The organism is Exiguobacterium sp. s83 (assembly GCF_018617095.1).
GTDB lineage: Bacteria > Bacillota > Bacilli > Exiguobacteriales > Exiguobacteriaceae > Exiguobacterium > Exiguobacterium profundum.
In genome coordinates this window covers 38340-53554 of sequence record NZ_JACSJP010000006.1, presented here as the reverse complement: position 1 = coordinate 53554, position 15215 = coordinate 38340, and the positions used below count along the sequence as shown (strand labels likewise).

16 protein-coding genes, 1 rRNA gene and 1 other annotated feature are annotated in these 15215 nt (G+C 48.9%); all 17 genes read left to right on the top strand.

Annotated elements, in window-relative coordinates; translation table 11 throughout:
* Positions 1–79: ribosomal RNA gene (rrf, locus tag KNO73_RS15190) — 5S ribosomal RNA — on the top strand; the annotation flags it as partial.
* A gap of 148 nt (positions 80–227) precedes the next feature.
* On the top strand, positions 228–704 hold the full coding sequence (locus KNO73_RS14205) for a CtsR family transcriptional regulator (RefSeq protein WP_012727708.1): 477 nt from the start codon (positions 228–230) through the stop codon (positions 702–704).
* Between the two features lie 5 nt (positions 705–709).
* Complete coding sequence (locus KNO73_RS14200; protein WP_012727707.1) at positions 710–1144, top strand: UvrB/UvrC motif-containing protein; 435 nt, start codon at positions 710–712, stop codon at positions 1142–1144.
* The gene (locus tag KNO73_RS14195) at positions 1144–2187 is read left to right on the top strand and encodes a protein arginine kinase (RefSeq protein ID WP_215112657.1); all 1044 of its coding nucleotides are present in this window, start codon (positions 1144–1146) and stop codon (positions 2185–2187) included. The genes KNO73_RS14200 and KNO73_RS14195 overlap by 1 nt, the downstream gene beginning before the upstream one ends.
* A gap of 24 nt (positions 2188–2211) precedes the next feature.
* Positions 2212–4647 (top strand): ATP-dependent Clp protease ATP-binding subunit, encoded by a 2436-nt coding sequence (locus KNO73_RS14190; protein ID WP_078147873.1) that lies wholly within the window; start codon positions 2212–2214, stop codon positions 4645–4647.
* Positions 4648–4703: 56 nt separating this feature from the next.
* On the top strand, positions 4704–6080 hold the full coding sequence (radA, locus tag KNO73_RS14185; RefSeq protein WP_012727704.1) for a DNA repair protein RadA: 1377 nt from the start codon (positions 4704–4706) through the stop codon (positions 6078–6080).
* Positions 6081–6194: 114 nt separating this feature from the next.
* A complete protein-coding gene (locus tag KNO73_RS14180) occupies positions 6195–7259 on the top strand; it encodes a PIN/TRAM domain-containing protein (protein ID WP_215112656.1) in 1065 nt (354 codons plus the stop codon).
* Between the two features lie 55 nt (positions 7260–7314).
* Positions 7315–7995, top strand: a complete 681-nt coding sequence (ispD, locus tag KNO73_RS14175) for a 2-C-methyl-D-erythritol 4-phosphate cytidylyltransferase (protein ID WP_078147871.1) — start codon at positions 7315–7317, stop codon at positions 7993–7995.
* Positions 7992–8465 carry a 2-C-methyl-D-erythritol 2,4-cyclodiphosphate synthase gene (gene ispF, locus KNO73_RS14170; RefSeq protein ID WP_012727701.1) on the top strand — a complete coding sequence of 158 codons (474 nt, stop codon included), beginning with the start codon at positions 7992–7994 and terminating at the stop codon, positions 8463–8465. Before ispD ends, ispF begins: the two co-directional genes overlap by 4 nt.
* Positions 8466–8510: 45 nt before the next feature.
* Complete coding sequence (gene gltX, locus KNO73_RS14165) at positions 8511–9968, top strand: glutamate--tRNA ligase (protein ID WP_215112659.1); 1458 nt, start codon at positions 8511–8513, stop codon at positions 9966–9968.
* Positions 9968–10175: a binding site (T-box leader), on the top strand. Its footprint overlaps the gene before it by 1 nt.
* Positions 10176–10226: 51 nt before the next feature.
* On the top strand, positions 10227–10916 hold the full coding sequence (gene cysE / locus KNO73_RS14160) for a serine O-acetyltransferase (RefSeq protein WP_012727699.1): 690 nt from the start codon (positions 10227–10229) through the stop codon (positions 10914–10916).
* Positions 10885–12282, top strand: coding sequence for a cysteine--tRNA ligase (gene cysS / locus KNO73_RS14155; RefSeq protein ID WP_078147870.1), 1398 nt, complete (start codon positions 10885–10887; stop codon positions 12280–12282). Before cysE ends, cysS begins: the two co-directional genes overlap by 32 nt.
* The gene (locus tag KNO73_RS14150) at positions 12279–12683 is read left to right on the top strand and encodes a Mini-ribonuclease 3 (protein WP_074035355.1); all 405 of its coding nucleotides are present in this window, start codon (positions 12279–12281) and stop codon (positions 12681–12683) included. The genes cysS and KNO73_RS14150 overlap by 4 nt, the downstream gene beginning before the upstream one ends.
* A 109-nt stretch (positions 12684–12792) precedes the next feature.
* Complete coding sequence (gene rlmB / locus KNO73_RS14145; protein WP_215112658.1) at positions 12793–13542, top strand: 23S rRNA (guanosine(2251)-2'-O)-methyltransferase RlmB; 750 nt, start codon at positions 12793–12795, stop codon at positions 13540–13542.
* Positions 13539–14078, top strand: coding sequence for a YacP-like NYN domain-containing protein (locus tag KNO73_RS14140; protein ID WP_012727695.1), 540 nt, complete (start codon positions 13539–13541; stop codon positions 14076–14078). The genes rlmB and KNO73_RS14140 overlap by 4 nt, the downstream gene beginning before the upstream one ends.
* Before the next feature lie 209 nt (positions 14079–14287).
* On the top strand, positions 14288–14929 hold the full coding sequence (gene sigH, locus KNO73_RS14135) for an RNA polymerase sporulation sigma factor SigH (RefSeq protein WP_031421852.1): 642 nt from the start codon (positions 14288–14290) through the stop codon (positions 14927–14929).
* 128 nt (positions 14930–15057) lie between these two features.
* Positions 15058–15204: a 50S ribosomal protein L33 gene (gene rpmG, locus KNO73_RS14130; protein ID WP_012727693.1), complete on the top strand. Its 147-nt coding sequence runs from the start codon at positions 15058–15060 to the stop codon at positions 15202–15204.
* Positions 15205–15215: the final 11 nt, after the last annotated feature.

Sequence of the window (15215 nt, the reverse complement as noted above, 5' to 3'; positions counted from 1 at the left end):
GCCGAACACGGAAGTTAAGCGTCTCAGCGCCGAAAGTAGTTGGGGGATCTCCCCCTGTGAGGATAGGACGTTGCCAGGCAACAACGCAGAGGACGACCGAGCATACGCTCGGTCGTTTTTTTGTTTTAGCGATGCTCTCGACATAGAGGCATCGCTTTTCGTTTGCCTTTTTTTAAATCAATGATAAAATATAGTCAAAAGTCAAAGATGGTCAGAGGGTGGTGGAGATGAGAAATATTTCGGATGTCATCGAACAGTATTTGAAGCAAGTCTTGAAGGAAAGTCAGGCAAATGCGATTGAAATCAAACGTCAAGATATCGCACAACGATTCGAATGTGTCCCATCCCAAATCAATTACGTCATCAACACACGTTTTACCGTCGAAAAAGGATATTTAGTAGAAAGTAAACGTGGCGGTGGCGGATATATTCGTATTCGACGCGTCATTTTACACGAAAAACAAGATGTTCTCTCTAGTTTGATGGATGTCATTCATGAACATCCACGTTTGAACGAACAGCTCGTTGAAAATGTGCTGATTCGATTGGTTGAAGAACAGATGATGCACGAACAAGAGGCGCAGTTGATTTATCATCTCTTATCAGATGAAGCATTGAACTTACAAGTTGACGATCGCTCCTATATTCGACGTCAACAACTACTCGCGCTGATGAAAGTACTTCGTTATCGTAATGGAGGGTAAGTCGTATGCTATGTGAACGTTGTAAACAGCGACCGGCTGTCAATGAAGTCGTTGTCATGGAACAGGACGTGCCCGTAAAAAAACGGCTATGTCGACAATGTACGGTAGAACTTATGACGGGCTATGTCCCGGTCGTAAAGCGTTGCCCAACCTGTCAGATGACGCGCCAAGATTTATTGCGTGTACGAAAAGCAGGATGTGCTACGTGTTATACCGTATTTCGTGATGAACTGATTAAAATCACACGTCAATATCAACAAGGACATGATCATCACATCGGTTCGGTCCCTGACCAGTTACGTACACCTCATGAACGAATCGAAGAGCGACTCGAAAAGTTGGCAGGGGAGTTGACCCGCGCTGTCGAACAAGAAGATTATGAACGAGCAGCACGTATTCAAAAAGAAATGAAGCAATTAGAAGGGCAAGGTGATGTCTAATGGAAACGTTCCTAACACATCCACTTGGTCCAAAAATGAAAGAGCGTGCCAAATTGGATGACCTGGTCGTCTCCACAAGAATCCGACTGGCACGTAACGTCAAAGACACTGTGTTTTCGCCGGTCCTCTCTAAAGAAGGAGAACGTCAACTGTGTAATCGTCTCGAAGGGCGGTTACGTGGGTTAAAGGGATTTGAATATCTTCATATGCGTGATTATGATGAAGTCACCCGGCAGGCGTTGATGGAGAAACACTTGATTAGTCCGGCCGTTGCGGCAAACGAAGAAAGTGCAGTCTTTTTAAGTGAAGATGAAACCATCAGTGTGTTGATTAACGAAGAAGATCATTTACGAATTCAGACCTTACTCCCAGGTTATCAAGTGAAAGAGGCGTTTGAAATAGCGAATCAAGTAGACGCATTGTGCGCAGAATCACTCTCCTACGCCTTTGACGAACAGTTAGGCTACTTGACGACATGCCCAAGCAATATCGGAACCGGACTCCGGGCCTCGGTCATGTTACACTTACCGGGACTCACGTTAACGGGTCGAATCAGCCCCATTTTGCGAGAACTTCGAAAACTTGGCTATACGATTCGAGGTCGTTACGGAGAAGGTAGCGATGCGGCAGGACGGTTGTTCCAGCTTTCAAATCAGCGGACATTGGGCAGTCATGAATCACAGCTGTTAGCTGACTTTATGGAAGTGACAGAACAAGTGATTCAAGCAGAACGTCATGCGCGTGAAGAGCTCATCGCACATCGACAAGAAGAGTTAGAGGATCGGTTTTATCGGTCATATGGTATTTTACGATATGCCAAACTTCTTTCTTCTACCGAAGCCATTGAGCGGCTATCTGATTTACATTTAGCGAGTGACCTAGGAATTTTGTCTGATTGGAGTCCGCCGAAGTTTCATGAACTCATCGTTCGGTTACAATCAGGTTTTCTACAAAAACATTTCGGGAAAACATTATCTACGCAAGAACGAGATCGAGAACGAGCGACACTTGTTCGTCGAACGTTAGATCAAGGCTTAGTTTGATCCAACTATAAGGAGGTTATGTCAATGATGTTTGGACGATTTACAGAACGAGCACAACGCGTATTAGCTTTAGCACAAGAGGAAGCCGTACGTCTTGGCCATCATAATATTGGTACAGAACATATTTTATTAGGATTGGTTCGTGAAGGAGAAGGGATTGCGGCAAAAGCGCTCTTCGCCCTCGGATTGACCTCTGAAAAAATCCAACAAGAAGTAGAATCATTGATTGGTCGCGGTTCGGAGAACGGGTCGACGATTCATTACACACCGCGTGCGAAAAAGGTCATTGAGCTTTCGATGGATGAGGCTCGAAAATTGGGACACTCTTACGTCGGAACGGAACACATCCTTCTAGGATTGATTCGTGAAGGAGAAGGGGTCGCGGCACGCGTCCTCAATAACCTTGGAATCAGTTTGACGAAAGCACGTCAACAAGTGTTACAACTTCTCGGGAACACCGAGTCTTCTTCAAATGCTTCGCAACCTGGGGCGAGCGCCGCAACACCAACGCTTGACGGATTGGCACGCGATTTGACACAACAAGCACGCGAGTCTCGTTTAGATCCAGTCATCGGACGTGCAGGCGAAATTCAACGTGTCATCGAAGTGTTGTCGCGTCGGACGAAGAACAACCCGGTTCTAATTGGGGAACCAGGGGTCGGGAAAACAGCGGTCGTCGAAGGTCTCGCTCAGCAAATCATCAACAACGAGGTACCTGAAACGCTTCGCAACAAACGCGTCATGGTGCTCGATATGGGAACGCTCGTCGCAGGTACGAAATATCGTGGTGAATTCGAAGATCGCTTGAAAAAAGTGATGGATGAAATTCGTCAAGCCGGTAACGTCATTCTCTTTATTGATGAGTTGCATACATTGATCGGTGCGGGTGGTGCAGAAGGTGCAATCGATGCGTCGAACATCCTCAAACCGTCATTGGCTCGCGGCGAACTTCAATGTATCGGGGCGACTACACTTGATGAATACCGAAAGTACATCGAAAAAGATGCAGCGCTTGAGCGCCGCTTCCAACCGATTCAAGTGAACGAACCGACAACAGAAGAAGCTGAACAAATCTTACTCGGGTTACGCGATCGCTATGAAGCACACCACCGTGTGACGATTACAGATACGGCGATTCACGAGGCGGTCGTCCTTTCAGACCGTTACATCTCAGATCGTTTCTTGCCGGATAAGGCGATCGACCTCGTCGACGAGGCAGCATCGAAAGTACGACTTCGCTCATTCACGGCACCACCGAATTTGAAAGAGTTGGAATCCCGTCTCGAATCGATTCGTAAAGAGAAAGACTCTGCCGTTCAAAGCCAAGAGTTTGAAAAAGCAGCTTCCCTTCGCGATACGGAACAGAAGTTACGCGATGAGTTAGAAGAGTTGAAAGCAGAGTGGCAGAACAAGCAAGGTAACGAAAAACTTGAAGTGACGAAAGAAGATATCGCTCAAGTTGTTGCGAACTGGACAGGTGTACCGGTCACGAAGATTGCCGAAGAAGAGACAGACCGTCTCCTCAAACTCGAATCAATTCTTCACAACCGTGTCATCGGTCAAGACGATGCGGTGAAATCAATTTCCCGCGCCATCCGTCGCGCCCGGGCCGGATTGAAAGATCCGAAACGTCCAATCGGGTCATTCATCTTCCTCGGACCGACCGGAGTCGGGAAAACAGAGCTCGCCCGTGCAGTTGCCGAAGCGATGTTTGGCGATGAAGATGCCATCATTCGAATCGACATGTCCGAGTACATGGAAAAACATGCGACGAGCCGTCTCGTCGGTTCGCCTCCTGGTTATGTTGGTTACGAAGAAGGCGGTCAATTGACTGAAAAAGTGCGTCGGAAACCGTACTCGGTTATCCTACTCGATGAAATCGAAAAAGCGCACCCAGAAGTATTCAACATCTTGCTTCAAGTGTTAGACGACGGTCGCTTGACGGATTCGAAAGGTCGCACAGTCGACTTCCGAAACACCGTCATCATCATGACGTCTAACGTCGGAGCCGCAGCGCTTCAACGAAACAAATATGTAGGATTCACAGTGGAAGATGATGTGAAACGTGAGTATACAGAAATGAAGGACAAAGTACTCGAGGAATTGAAGAAAGCGTTCCGACCTGAGTTCTTGAACCGAATTGATGAAATCACGGTATTCCATTCACTTCAAAAAGAGCACATTCAAGAAATCATCAAACTTATGGCAGAGACGCTCAAGAAACGTCTCGCCGAGCAAGGTGTTGATTTCAGCTTGACGGATGCGGCACTCGATAAAATTGCCGATGTCGGTTACGATCCGGAATACGGGGCTCGCCCTCTCCGTCGTGCCCTTCAACGGGAAGTGGAGGACCGTCTCTCAGAAGCGATGCTCGGCGGTACAATCGCTAAAGGCAGTAAAGTTGCGCTCGACGTACAAGATGGAGAGTTCGTCGTTCGTAACGAAGGTGTAGTTCAGTAAATCATTCAGCTCCCTCGTCGTTTAGAGGGAGCTTTTTTTAGACAGGAAGGGAACTTATGGCCAAAATTAAAACGAAATACGTCTGCCAATCGTGCGGATATGAATCAGCCAAGTGGATGGGACGCTGTCCGGGTTGTAATGAATGGAATACGCTCGTCGAAGAGTTTGTAGAAGAGAAGAAGGCCAAACGTGGAGCGGCCTTTGTGCATAGTTCATCGCGACAATTGAAACCGGAACGTTTAGCAAACGTCGTCTCACAAGAAGAGACGCGTGTGCATACGAATAGCCGTGAATTTGACCGCGTGCTCGGTGGAGGAATTGTCCCAGGTTCACTCGTCTTAGTCGGAGGGGACCCAGGGATTGGGAAATCAACAATCTTGCTACAGGTCAGCGCTCACTTAGCCCATAGTGGTAAAAAGGTGCTGTACATCTCGGGAGAGGAATCGCTCAAACAGACGAAACTGCGTGCGGAACGGCTCGGCTTACCAACGGATGACTTGTTCGTACTCGCTGAGACGGACATGTTGATGATTGAACGGGTTATTGATGAGGAGCAACCCGGATTTGTCATCATTGACTCGATTCAAACGGTATACATGGATGAGATTCAATCAGCGCCAGGGAGCGTGTCGCAAGTTCGAGAATGTACGGCCGCCCTCATGAAAATTGCGAAAACGCGAGGGATCGCCGTCTTCATCGTCGGTCACGTGACGAAGCAAGGATCGATTGCTGGTCCTCGTTTACTCGAGCATATGGTCGATGCGGTACTTTACTTTGAAGGGGAACGTCATCATACGTTCCGTATTTTACGGGCGGTGAAAAACCGTTTTGGGTCGACGAACGAGATTGGCATTTTCGAGATGAAAGAGAGCGGGCTTGAGGAAGTGCTCAATCCGTCCGAAATATTCTTAGAGGAGCGCACCGCGGGCGTATCAGGCTCGACCGTCGTTGCCTCAATGGAAGGGACACGGACGGTACTCGTGGAACTCCAAGCACTCATCTCTCCGACATCGTTCGGGAACCCGAGACGTATGGCAACGGGCATCGATCAAAACCGAGTCGCGCTTCTCATGGCCGTGCTTGAGAAACGTTCCGGTCTCTTGCTTCAGACGCAGGATGCGTACTTGAAAGCAGCCGGTGGCGTCAAACTGGACGAGCCGGCGATTGACCTTGCGATTTGCATCTCGATCGCCTCGAGTTTCCGCGATCGTCCGACCCGTCCGACGGATGTCTGCATCGGTGAGGTCGGATTGACCGGTGAAGTGCGACGGGTTTCAAGAATCGAGCAACGTGTCGCCGAGGCGGCGAAACTAGGTTTTACACGGGCCATCATCCCGAAAAATAACATGGGGGGATGGACCGCTCCGGCAGGGATTGAAGTCGTCGGGGTCGGGACAGTGGACGAAGCACTCCAGTTGGCGATTCCGTTCTAACGGGTCGCCACTGGCAGTTTTTAACGCTTTGTAACGAACGTGATTGAAAAAATCGTGTTACAATGAAAGTGTTATTTTTTGAAATTTTATTTCATATAGAAGGAGGTGGAATGAGTGAAGATTGCTGTACGAATCGGATTTATTTTGATTGGACTCGTCGTGGGTTGGTTCGGAATCATCGAAGCGACGCTTTTATTAGCAGACCTTGGCATGAATGTGCCGGGGTGGTTAACGATTCCATACGTAGCAAGTTTGATTGGTGGACTTATCTTCTTCATTCTTAGTTTATTCTTAACAGATGGTGTTGTTGCATTTATTCGTTTTGTCGAAGAACGGCTCGTCCGTTTACCCGTAGGGGATATCTTATTTGGTTCGATCGGTCTTATCATTGGGCTCTTGATTGCCTTTTTGATCAGTGTATCGCTTGAAGTCACGAATATCTTCTTACTGAGTAAAATCGTCCCGATTTTTGTCACGGCCCTGTTTGGTTACTTTGGTTTCGCGGTCGGCTATCGGAAGCGTAACGAATGGATCAAACTATTTGTGAAGAGTGAACGGGATAAGCCTGCGGCTGAACCAGTCCAACGCTCGAATGATAAGATTTTAGACACGAGCGTCATCATCGACGGTCGAATCGCGGATATTGCGACGACTGGATTCGTGGAAGGGACATTGATTGTGCCACAATTCGTCATCGGCGAACTGCAATACATCGCCGACTCATCGGATACGTTGAAGCGGAATCGTGGACGTCGTGGACTGGACATTTTGAAGGAACTTCAAGAAAACAAGCGCATCCAGGTTGAGATCTATGATGGAGACTTTGAAGATGTACCGGAAGTCGACATCAAATTGATCAAACTGGCTGAACTGAAAAACGGGATTGTCGTTACGAATGACTACAACTTAAATAAAGTGTGTGAGGTTCGAAATGTACCGGTCTTGAACATCAATGATTTGGCGAACGCTGTCAAACAGATTGTCATTCCTGGTGAAGAGATGGTCGTGACAGTTATTAAAGAAGGAAAAGAACAGAATCAAGGGGTTGCTTACCTTGAGGACGGGACGATGGTCGTCGTGGAGGGCGGACGTAAATTGATTTCGAAGACGCTCCCTGTCGTTGTGACGAGTGTCTTACAAACGTCTGCAGGACGTATGATTTTTGCCCGTCCGGAATAACGGATCAAAAAGAGACGCGAGAGCGCTCTCTTTTTTCACGAAGAGAGGTATTTACATGGTAGCTTATACAGTTGTCATCCCGGCTGCCGGGAGAGGGAAACGGATGGGTGCGGATGCGAATAAGCTCATGCTGACGCTCCGTGACAAACCGATTATCGCTTGGACGTTACAGACGTTCGATACCGATCCGTGGTGCGAACGGATTGTGTTAGCCATCCGGCCGGAAGAACGGGACTGGTTCGAGGAGATAACGTCACAGATGAAGACGCCGGTTACATACGTAGCAGGAGGGGAAGAACGACAACAGAGTGTCCATGCAGGACTGAAGGTTGTTGCACCCGATACGATTGTGATGATTCATGACGGTGCGCGTCCGTTTGTAAAACGTGAACAGTTGCATCAAGTGGCTGAAGCGGCACGGCAAGGTGGTGCCATCTTGGCGGTACCCGTTAAAGATACGGTCAAACAAGTTCAACGTCATCACATCGAACGCACCGTTCCCCGTGAAAACCTGTGGTTGGCACAAACGCCGCAAGCCTTTCAGGCGAAAGCGATTTTGGCGGCACATGAACGAGCGGTCGAACAACAAGTAATGGGCACGGATGATGCCAGTTTGTTTGAGTGGCTCGGCGAATCGGTACAAGTGGTCCTTGGGGACTATCACAACATCAAAATGACGACGCCCGAAGATTTATTGTTCGGCGACGCGATTTTAGCGGAGGAGGAATTACAATGAGAATTGGTCAAGGGTTTGATGTACACGCATTTGCAGAAGGACGTCCGTTAATCTTAGGAGGGATTGAGATTCCACATGAGCGCGGACTGCTCGGTCATTCTGATGCGGACGTGTTACTCCATACGATTGCGGATGCGGCACTTGGAGCAATTGCGGCAGGTGATATCGGAAAGCACTTCCCGGATACGGACCCGGAATTTAAAGATGCGGATTCGAAAGTATTGCTTCGTCACGTCTGGCAGCTCGTGAAAGACCAAGGGTACGTTCTCGGAAATGTAGATGCGACGGTCATGGCACAACGTCCGAAACTTCGTCCTTACATTGATGAGATGCGAGCGGTCATCGCTGAACTTCTTGAGGCGGACATCGAGCAGGTGAACGTGAAAGCGACGACGACGGAGAAACTGGGCTTCACGGGACGCGAAGAAGGGATTGCGGCGCAAGCGGTCATCTTACTCAACCGGGCTTGACAGAAATGGTATACTATTTGGGCAGAAGAGAAGAAAGGTGGAACTATTATGAGTGAAGTGCGTGTACGCTATGCGCCTAGTCCGACGGGGCATCTCCATATCGGAAATGCGCGGACTGCGTTGTTTAACTACTTATTTGCTCGCCATGCTGGCGGAAAAATGATTCTTCGGATTGAAGACACTGACCAGAAACGGAATGTGTTGAACGGTGTCGAGAGTCAGATGAAATACTTGGAATGGCTCGGCATCGACTGGGATGAAGGTCCAGGGCGTGACGGAGACTACGGTCCATATTATCAAATGGAGCGTCTTGCGATTTATGAGAAGTACGTCAATGAGTTGATGAGCAAAGGCCTTGCTTATAAATGCTACATGACCTCGGAGGAGCTTGAAGCAGAGCGTGAAGCACAAATCGCACGTGGGGAGGCACCACGTTACTCGGGTGCGCACCGTAACCTCACTGTTGAAGAACGTGAAGCGTTTGAAGCGGAAGGGCGTAAACCGTCTATTCGGATTCGTGTGGCGGAAGGCGTGACGTATAAATGGACAGATGTCGTCAAAGGAGACGTCTCGTTTGAATCGAAAGATTTCGGTGACTGGGTCATCGTGAAACAGGACGGCATTCCAACGTACAACTTCGCAGTTGTCGTGGACGACCATTTGATGAAGATCAGTCACGTGTTGCGTGGGGACGACCATATCGCGAACACACCAAAACAGATGATGGTCTATGACGCACTTGGTTGGGACTATCCTGAATTCGGTCACATGACGCTCATCTACAATGACCAACATAAGAAGTTATCAAAACGGGACGAATCGATTATTCAGTTCATCGAACAATATGCGGATCTTGGTTACTTGCCAGCAGCGCTCTTCAACTTCATTTCGCTCCTTGGCTGGTCACCCGTCGGGGAAGAAGAAATCTTCTCAAAAGAAGAGTTCATTGAAATGTTTGATGCGAAACGTTTGTCGAAGAGTCCGGCGGTTTTTGACCAACAAAAACTTTCTTGGATCAACAGTGTCTACATGAAGAAGGCCACGCTTGACGAAGTGGTGGCACTCAGTTTACCATTCTTACAAGAAGCAGGACGATTACCCGAGGCGGTATCTGTTGAGGAAGCGGATTGGGCGACAAACTTGATTGCATTGTATAAAGAACAAATGACGCACGGAGCAGAAATCGTCGCGTTGACAGACTTGTTCTTCAAAGATGAAATCGAGTATGACGAGGAAGCGAACGCTGTCCTTTCAGGTGAAACGGTACCTGCTGTTCTTGCAGAGTTCAAACAGCAGCTCGAAGCAATCGAAGACTTCACACCGGAAGCGATTAAAGCGGCGACGAAAGCGACGCAAAAAGCGACCGGTCAAAAAGGGAAGAACTTGTTCATGCCGATCCGTGTCGCTACGACAGGGCAAACACATGGACCGGAACTCCCGAACGCCATTTCGTTAATCGGAAAAGAGCGTGTGTTGAAGCGTCTGACAACTTTATTAGCGTAATAAAGGCATCGATGAGGAAAGTAAGCGGTACGACACGTTGCAGAGACTAGAACCTAGGCTGGGAGTTCTAGATGTGTCCCCCGAAGAAGTGCACCTCGGAGCCGTCTCGGCGATATGTAGTCGAGGCCGTGACTCGGCGTTAACGAGACTTGAGAGGGGAACGCATTTTCCCAAACAGAGTGGAACCGCGCTTACGGCGTCTCTGTGCCTTGGCACAGGGGCGTCTTTGTTTTTGTATAAGAAAAGGAGATATCGATTATGGGATTTTGGAGCAGTGTACGCGAAGACTTGCGGACTGTCCTGGAACTAGACCCTGCCGCTCGTTCGAAAGTAGAAGTGGCACTGACTTACCCAGGCCTTCACGCCATATGGGCACACCGCATCGCGCACGGATTATGGAAACGTAACGTGAAACTGGTGGCCAAATTATTAGCCCAGTTCAGTCGTTGGTTGACCGGGATTGAAATTCATCCGGGGGCAGTCCTTGGGGACCGCGTGTTCATCGATCACGGTTTCGGTGTCGTCATCGGTGAGACGGCGATTATCGGGAATGACGTCACCATCTATCAAGGCGTCACCCTGGGTGGAACGGGGAAAGAGAAAGGGAAGCGTCACCCGACAATCGGGAGTGACGTGCTTATTTCAGCGGGGGCGAAAGTACTTGGGAACATCACGGTCGGCGATTGCGTCAAAATCGGAGCGAGCTCGGTCGTATTGAACGATGTGCCGTCTGATTCGACCGTGGTCGGAATTCCAGGTCGTGTCGTCATCCGAAACGGTAAGCGTGTGAAGCAACATGATCTAGATCATCGTTTCCCAGATCCGGACCGCGAATGCCAAGAACGCTTAGAAGCGGCAGTGGATGAACTACAACAAAAATTAGCAACGCTTGAAAAGCGGATGGAGGAGAAGACACATGATTCAGCTGTACAACAGTCTCACGAATAAAAAAGAACCGTTTGTCCCGATTGTTCCGGGTAAAGTATCGATGTACGTATGCGGTCCGACCGTTTACAACTACATTCATGTTGGAAACGCCCGTCCGGCGATCGCCTTCGATACGGTTCGTCGCTACTTGACGTATCGTGGGTACGAGGTCAAATACGTCTTGAACTTCACAGACGTGGATGACAAGATCATTCGTACGGCGAATGAATTAGGAGAAGACACGGAGACGCTGACGAATCGCTATATAGAGGCATATTTAGCAGATACAGGGGCACTTAACGTTCAACCGGCAGACGTGCATCCGCGTGTTACCGATACGATGGTAGAAATCATCGAATTCATTCGTCAATTAGAGACGGAAGGGTTCGCTTATGAATCAGAAGGAGACGTGTATTTCCGGACGAAGAAGTTTGAGACTTACGGAAAATTGAGCCAGCAATCGATTGAAGATTTGCGGGCCGGGTCACGTGTCGATGTCGGGGAGAAGAAAGAAGACCCGCTCGACTTCGTCTTATGGAAAGCGGCTAAACCGGATGAACCATCATGGGATAGTCCGTGGGGCAAAGGACGTCCGGGCTGGCATATCGAATGCTCGGCGATGGCGAAAAAACATCTCGGGACAACAATTGATATACACGCGGGCGGTCATGATTTGAAATTCCCACACCACGAGAACGAGATTGCTCAGTCAGAAGCTTGCAACCATGCGAAGTTCGCCAACTATTGGTTGCATAACGGCTTCATTAACATTGAAAATGAGAAGATGTCTAAGTCGCTCGGAAACTTCCTCCTCGTCCATGAGGCGTTGAAAGAAGTCGACCCGATGGTCCTGCGCTTCTTCATGTTGTCTGTACATTATCGTCATCCGATCAACTATAGCCGAGAATTGATTGAACAAGCGGCGAACGGCTGGAGCCGAATCAAGGAAGCCTATCAGAATATTGAATATCGCTTGTCGGTAACAGCTGGACTTGGAGAGGCGAGCGAGTCGATGGAACGGAAGCTTGAATCCATCAAAGCGTCTTTCATCGAATCAATGGATGATGATATCAATACGGCCAACGCCGTGACCGTCCTCTTTGACTTGGCACGGGAAGCGAACATTTATGCGAAGGCCGATCATGTGGCCAAAGCGACGCTAGAACAGGTCCTGTCGCTATTTGATGAATTGACGGGTGTCCTCGGCTTGACGTTGGCAGAAGAAAAAGAACTATTGGATGACGAGATCGACCAATTGATTCAAGAACGGAACGACGCACGGGCGGCACGTAATTTTGCCCGGGCTGACGAGATTCGTGATTTACTAAAAGAACAACACATCCAACTCGAAGACACGGCCCAAGGGGTTCGGTGGAAGCGGTTATGATGCAACCGAAACAAATGAATGCCCTTGCGCTCGCTTACATGGGAGACGTGGTATACGAAATGGCTGTACGGAGACGCCTGCTCGAGAAAGGATTGACGCGCCCGAATGACTTACACCGGGGTGCGGTCCGCTACGTCAATGCACGAGCGCAGGCGAGCGTCGTGACATTTTGGTTAGAGACGGATGCGTTGACAGAAGAGGAACAGGCTGTCGTCAGACGTGGAAAGAATGCGAAATCCGGATCGGTTCCAAAGCGGGTCGATGTGCACACGTATCGTTATTCCACGGCGTTCGAGGCATTGATTGGGTATATCTATTTGACAGAAAGAAGGGATCGTCTTGAAGAACTCATCAAACAAGCGTTCGAACGACTCGAAGCCGAGTCGACCGAAACGACATGACGGAAATCGGGGAGCGGAGAAACGAACGTTTGACCGCCCTCGTGGGGAACGACCAGATCGCGCGCGTCGCCAAAAGGCAGAACGCCCTGACTATAAGGAAGTCGATGTGATGGAGGAAGGGATTGACTTCCTTTACGGTCGTAACCCGGTACTCGAGGCACTGCGAAGTGGTCGGGATATGAATAAAGTATTCATTATGGAAGGTCAGCAAAAGGGACCACTCGCTCAAATTATCGCGATGGCGAACGAAGCATCGGTCCAAGTGTCATTCGTCCCAAAAACGAAACTTGAGAAGATGGCTGGCAGTGAACATCACCAAGGAGTCGTTGCGGCGGTTGCGGCTTATGAATACAAAACAGTCGAAGACATGTTCGCTCTCGCAGCTTCGAAAGATGAGACACCGCTCTTCATTTTACTAGATGAGCTCGAAGACCCGCACAATCTCGGTTCGATTTTACGGACCGCCGATGCTGTTGGCGCACATGGGATCATCATTCCGAAACGTCGCTCGGTCGGTTTGACTCAAACGGTTGCCAAAGCCTCGACCGGGGCCATTGAGCATATTCCGGTGGCGCGTGTGACGAACTTGACACGGACACTTGAAGAGTTGAAGGAAAAAGGATTGTGGGTCGTCGGGACCGATGCGAAAGAAAGTCAGGACTATCGTCGATTGGATGGAAATATTCCACTCGTTGTGGTCATTGGAAGTGAGGGCAAAGGGATGAGCCGACTCGTGCGCGAATCGTGCGACTTCCTTGTTCATTTACCGATGGTCGGTCATGTCACGTCACTCAATGCATCTGTTGCAGCGGCGCTCCTCCTGTATGAGGTGCATCGCTCACGTCATCCATTGGCATGAGTATCCTGAAGCGTGAGCTCCTTCTTGTCGACGGATATAATATCATCGGCGCGTGGCCTCACTTGAGAAGTCTCCGCGACGTAGATTTTGAACAAGCACGTAATCTGTTGATTGAGGCGATGGCAGAATATCAGGCTGTGTCCGGCAAAGAGGTCACCATCGTGTTTGACGCCCATATGCGTTATGGTCGTGAATCCAAAGAGAAGCGGAGTCGGGTCGACGTTGTCTATACGAAAGAGAATGAGACGGCGGACGAATGGATTGAGCGGCGTGCCCATGAATTAGTGGATGACCGGCTCATTACATTATTCGTCGCGACGAACGATTTCACGGAGCAGTGGGTCATCTTTGGTCAAGGCGCATTGCGCGTCCCGGCAACCGAACTGTTGAAAGATTGGAAGCATGCGAAAACATTGATTGAACAACAGCGCGTGTCGCTCGAGAAAGAACAAGCGAATCGGAAGACGATTGATATTCCACCGCATATTCAAGCGAAGTTTGAAGAAATGCGACGTCGCAAATCAAAAGGTGATTGAAATCACGGACGAGTTCATCAAATGGACTCGTCTTTGTTTCGATTTTGACATTTTTTTGCAAAGGAATGTTGTATACTATTACATATATGAGTTACACAGTATTCAATTGACGGAATTTTTAGAAATTTGTTTGACGCATAGGAGTAGGGAGTCCTATAATGGGACACAACCTTACATAGTTCAGGATCAATCGCCGGGGGGTAACGAGCATGAACGGATGGCCGTACGAACAGTTTGAAAAAATGTCAGACGAAGAGTTGGTCTTATTGGCGCGCAACGAAGGGGATAGCGACGCGCTCGAGTTTTTGATTGAACGATACCGGTATTTTGTGCGGGCGAAGGCACGTTCATACTTTTTGATTGGTGCAGATCACGAGGACATCGTCCAAGAAGGGATGATCGGCCTTTATAAAGGTGTGCGTGATTATAAGGACGAGCGACTTGCGTCATTCAAAAGCTTTGCTGAGATGTGTATCACCCGTCAGATGATCACGGCAATCAAGACGGCGACACGCCAAAAACATATTCCGCTCAATTCATATGTGTCACTCGATAAACCAATTTTTGATGAAGAGTCTGACCGGACGTTGCTCGATGTCATCTTGCCACCACATCCGACTGATCCACAAGAATTGATCGTGACACAGGAAGAACAGACGTTCATGGAAGCGAAGATGGATGAGATCTTGAGTGACCTCGAACGGAAAGTATTGCGTCTTTATTTAGACGGACGTTCTTATCAAGAGATTTCAGACGATCTCGATCGTCATGTCAAATCGATCGATAATGCGTTGCAACGTGTGAAGAAGAAATTCGAGCGTCATGTCGACGTCCGGATGCTCACGAGCTAACCGATTATTGACCGCGTGCCTCCTATGTGATACTTTAAAAGCAGCGCCTTGTCCGTAGACGCCATTTACAGGAGGCGTTTTTTTTTCGCTCTTTTTTAAGAGAGAGTAGTCGAAAGGGGCGCTTATGAATGGCAAAGAAAGTAAGTCTCGCTTGCTCAGAATGCGGGTCTCGAGAGTACTCGACGACAAAAAAAGACGGCGTGTCGACACGGCTTGAAATGAAGAAGTTTTGTCGCCGCTGTAACGCGCATACGCTGCATCGGGAATCAAAGTAACGTAGATTGGC

Excerpts from the sequence above, each read along its gene's own strand:
- KNO73_RS14205 (WP_012727708.1), top strand. The coding sequence starts at position 228 with ATGAGAAATATTTCGGATGTCATCGAACAGTATTTGAAGCAAGTCTTG.
- KNO73_RS14200 (WP_012727707.1), top strand. The coding sequence starts at position 710 with ATGCTATGTGAACGTTGTAAACAGCGACCGGCTGTCAATGAAGTCGTT.
- KNO73_RS14195 (WP_215112657.1), top strand. The coding sequence starts at position 1,144 with ATGGAAACGTTCCTAACACATCCACTTGGTCCAAAAATGAAAGAGCGT.
- KNO73_RS14190 (WP_078147873.1), top strand. The coding sequence starts at position 2,212 with ATGATGTTTGGACGATTTACAGAACGAGCACAACGCGTATTAGCTTTA.
- radA (WP_012727704.1), top strand. The coding sequence starts at position 4,704 with ATGGCCAAAATTAAAACGAAATACGTCTGCCAATCGTGCGGATATGAA.
- ispD (WP_078147871.1), top strand. The coding sequence starts at position 7,315 with ATGGTAGCTTATACAGTTGTCATCCCGGCTGCCGGGAGAGGGAAACGG.
- ispF (WP_012727701.1), top strand. The coding sequence starts at position 7,992 with ATGAGAATTGGTCAAGGGTTTGATGTACACGCATTTGCAGAAGGACGT.
- cysE (WP_012727699.1), top strand. The coding sequence starts at position 10,227 with ATGGGATTTTGGAGCAGTGTACGCGAAGACTTGCGGACTGTCCTGGAA.
- cysS (WP_078147870.1), top strand. The coding sequence starts at position 10,885 with ATGATTCAGCTGTACAACAGTCTCACGAATAAAAAAGAACCGTTTGTC.
- KNO73_RS14150 (WP_074035355.1), top strand. The coding sequence starts at position 12,279 with ATGATGCAACCGAAACAAATGAATGCCCTTGCGCTCGCTTACATGGGA.
- rlmB (WP_215112658.1), top strand. The coding sequence starts at position 12,793 with ATGGAGGAAGGGATTGACTTCCTTTACGGTCGTAACCCGGTACTCGAG.
- KNO73_RS14140 (WP_012727695.1), top strand. The coding sequence starts at position 13,539 with ATGAGTATCCTGAAGCGTGAGCTCCTTCTTGTCGACGGATATAATATC.
- sigH (WP_031421852.1), top strand. The coding sequence starts at position 14,288 with ATGAACGGATGGCCGTACGAACAGTTTGAAAAAATGTCAGACGAAGAG.
- rpmG (WP_012727693.1), top strand. The coding sequence starts at position 15,058 with ATGGCAAAGAAAGTAAGTCTCGCTTGCTCAGAATGCGGGTCTCGAGAG.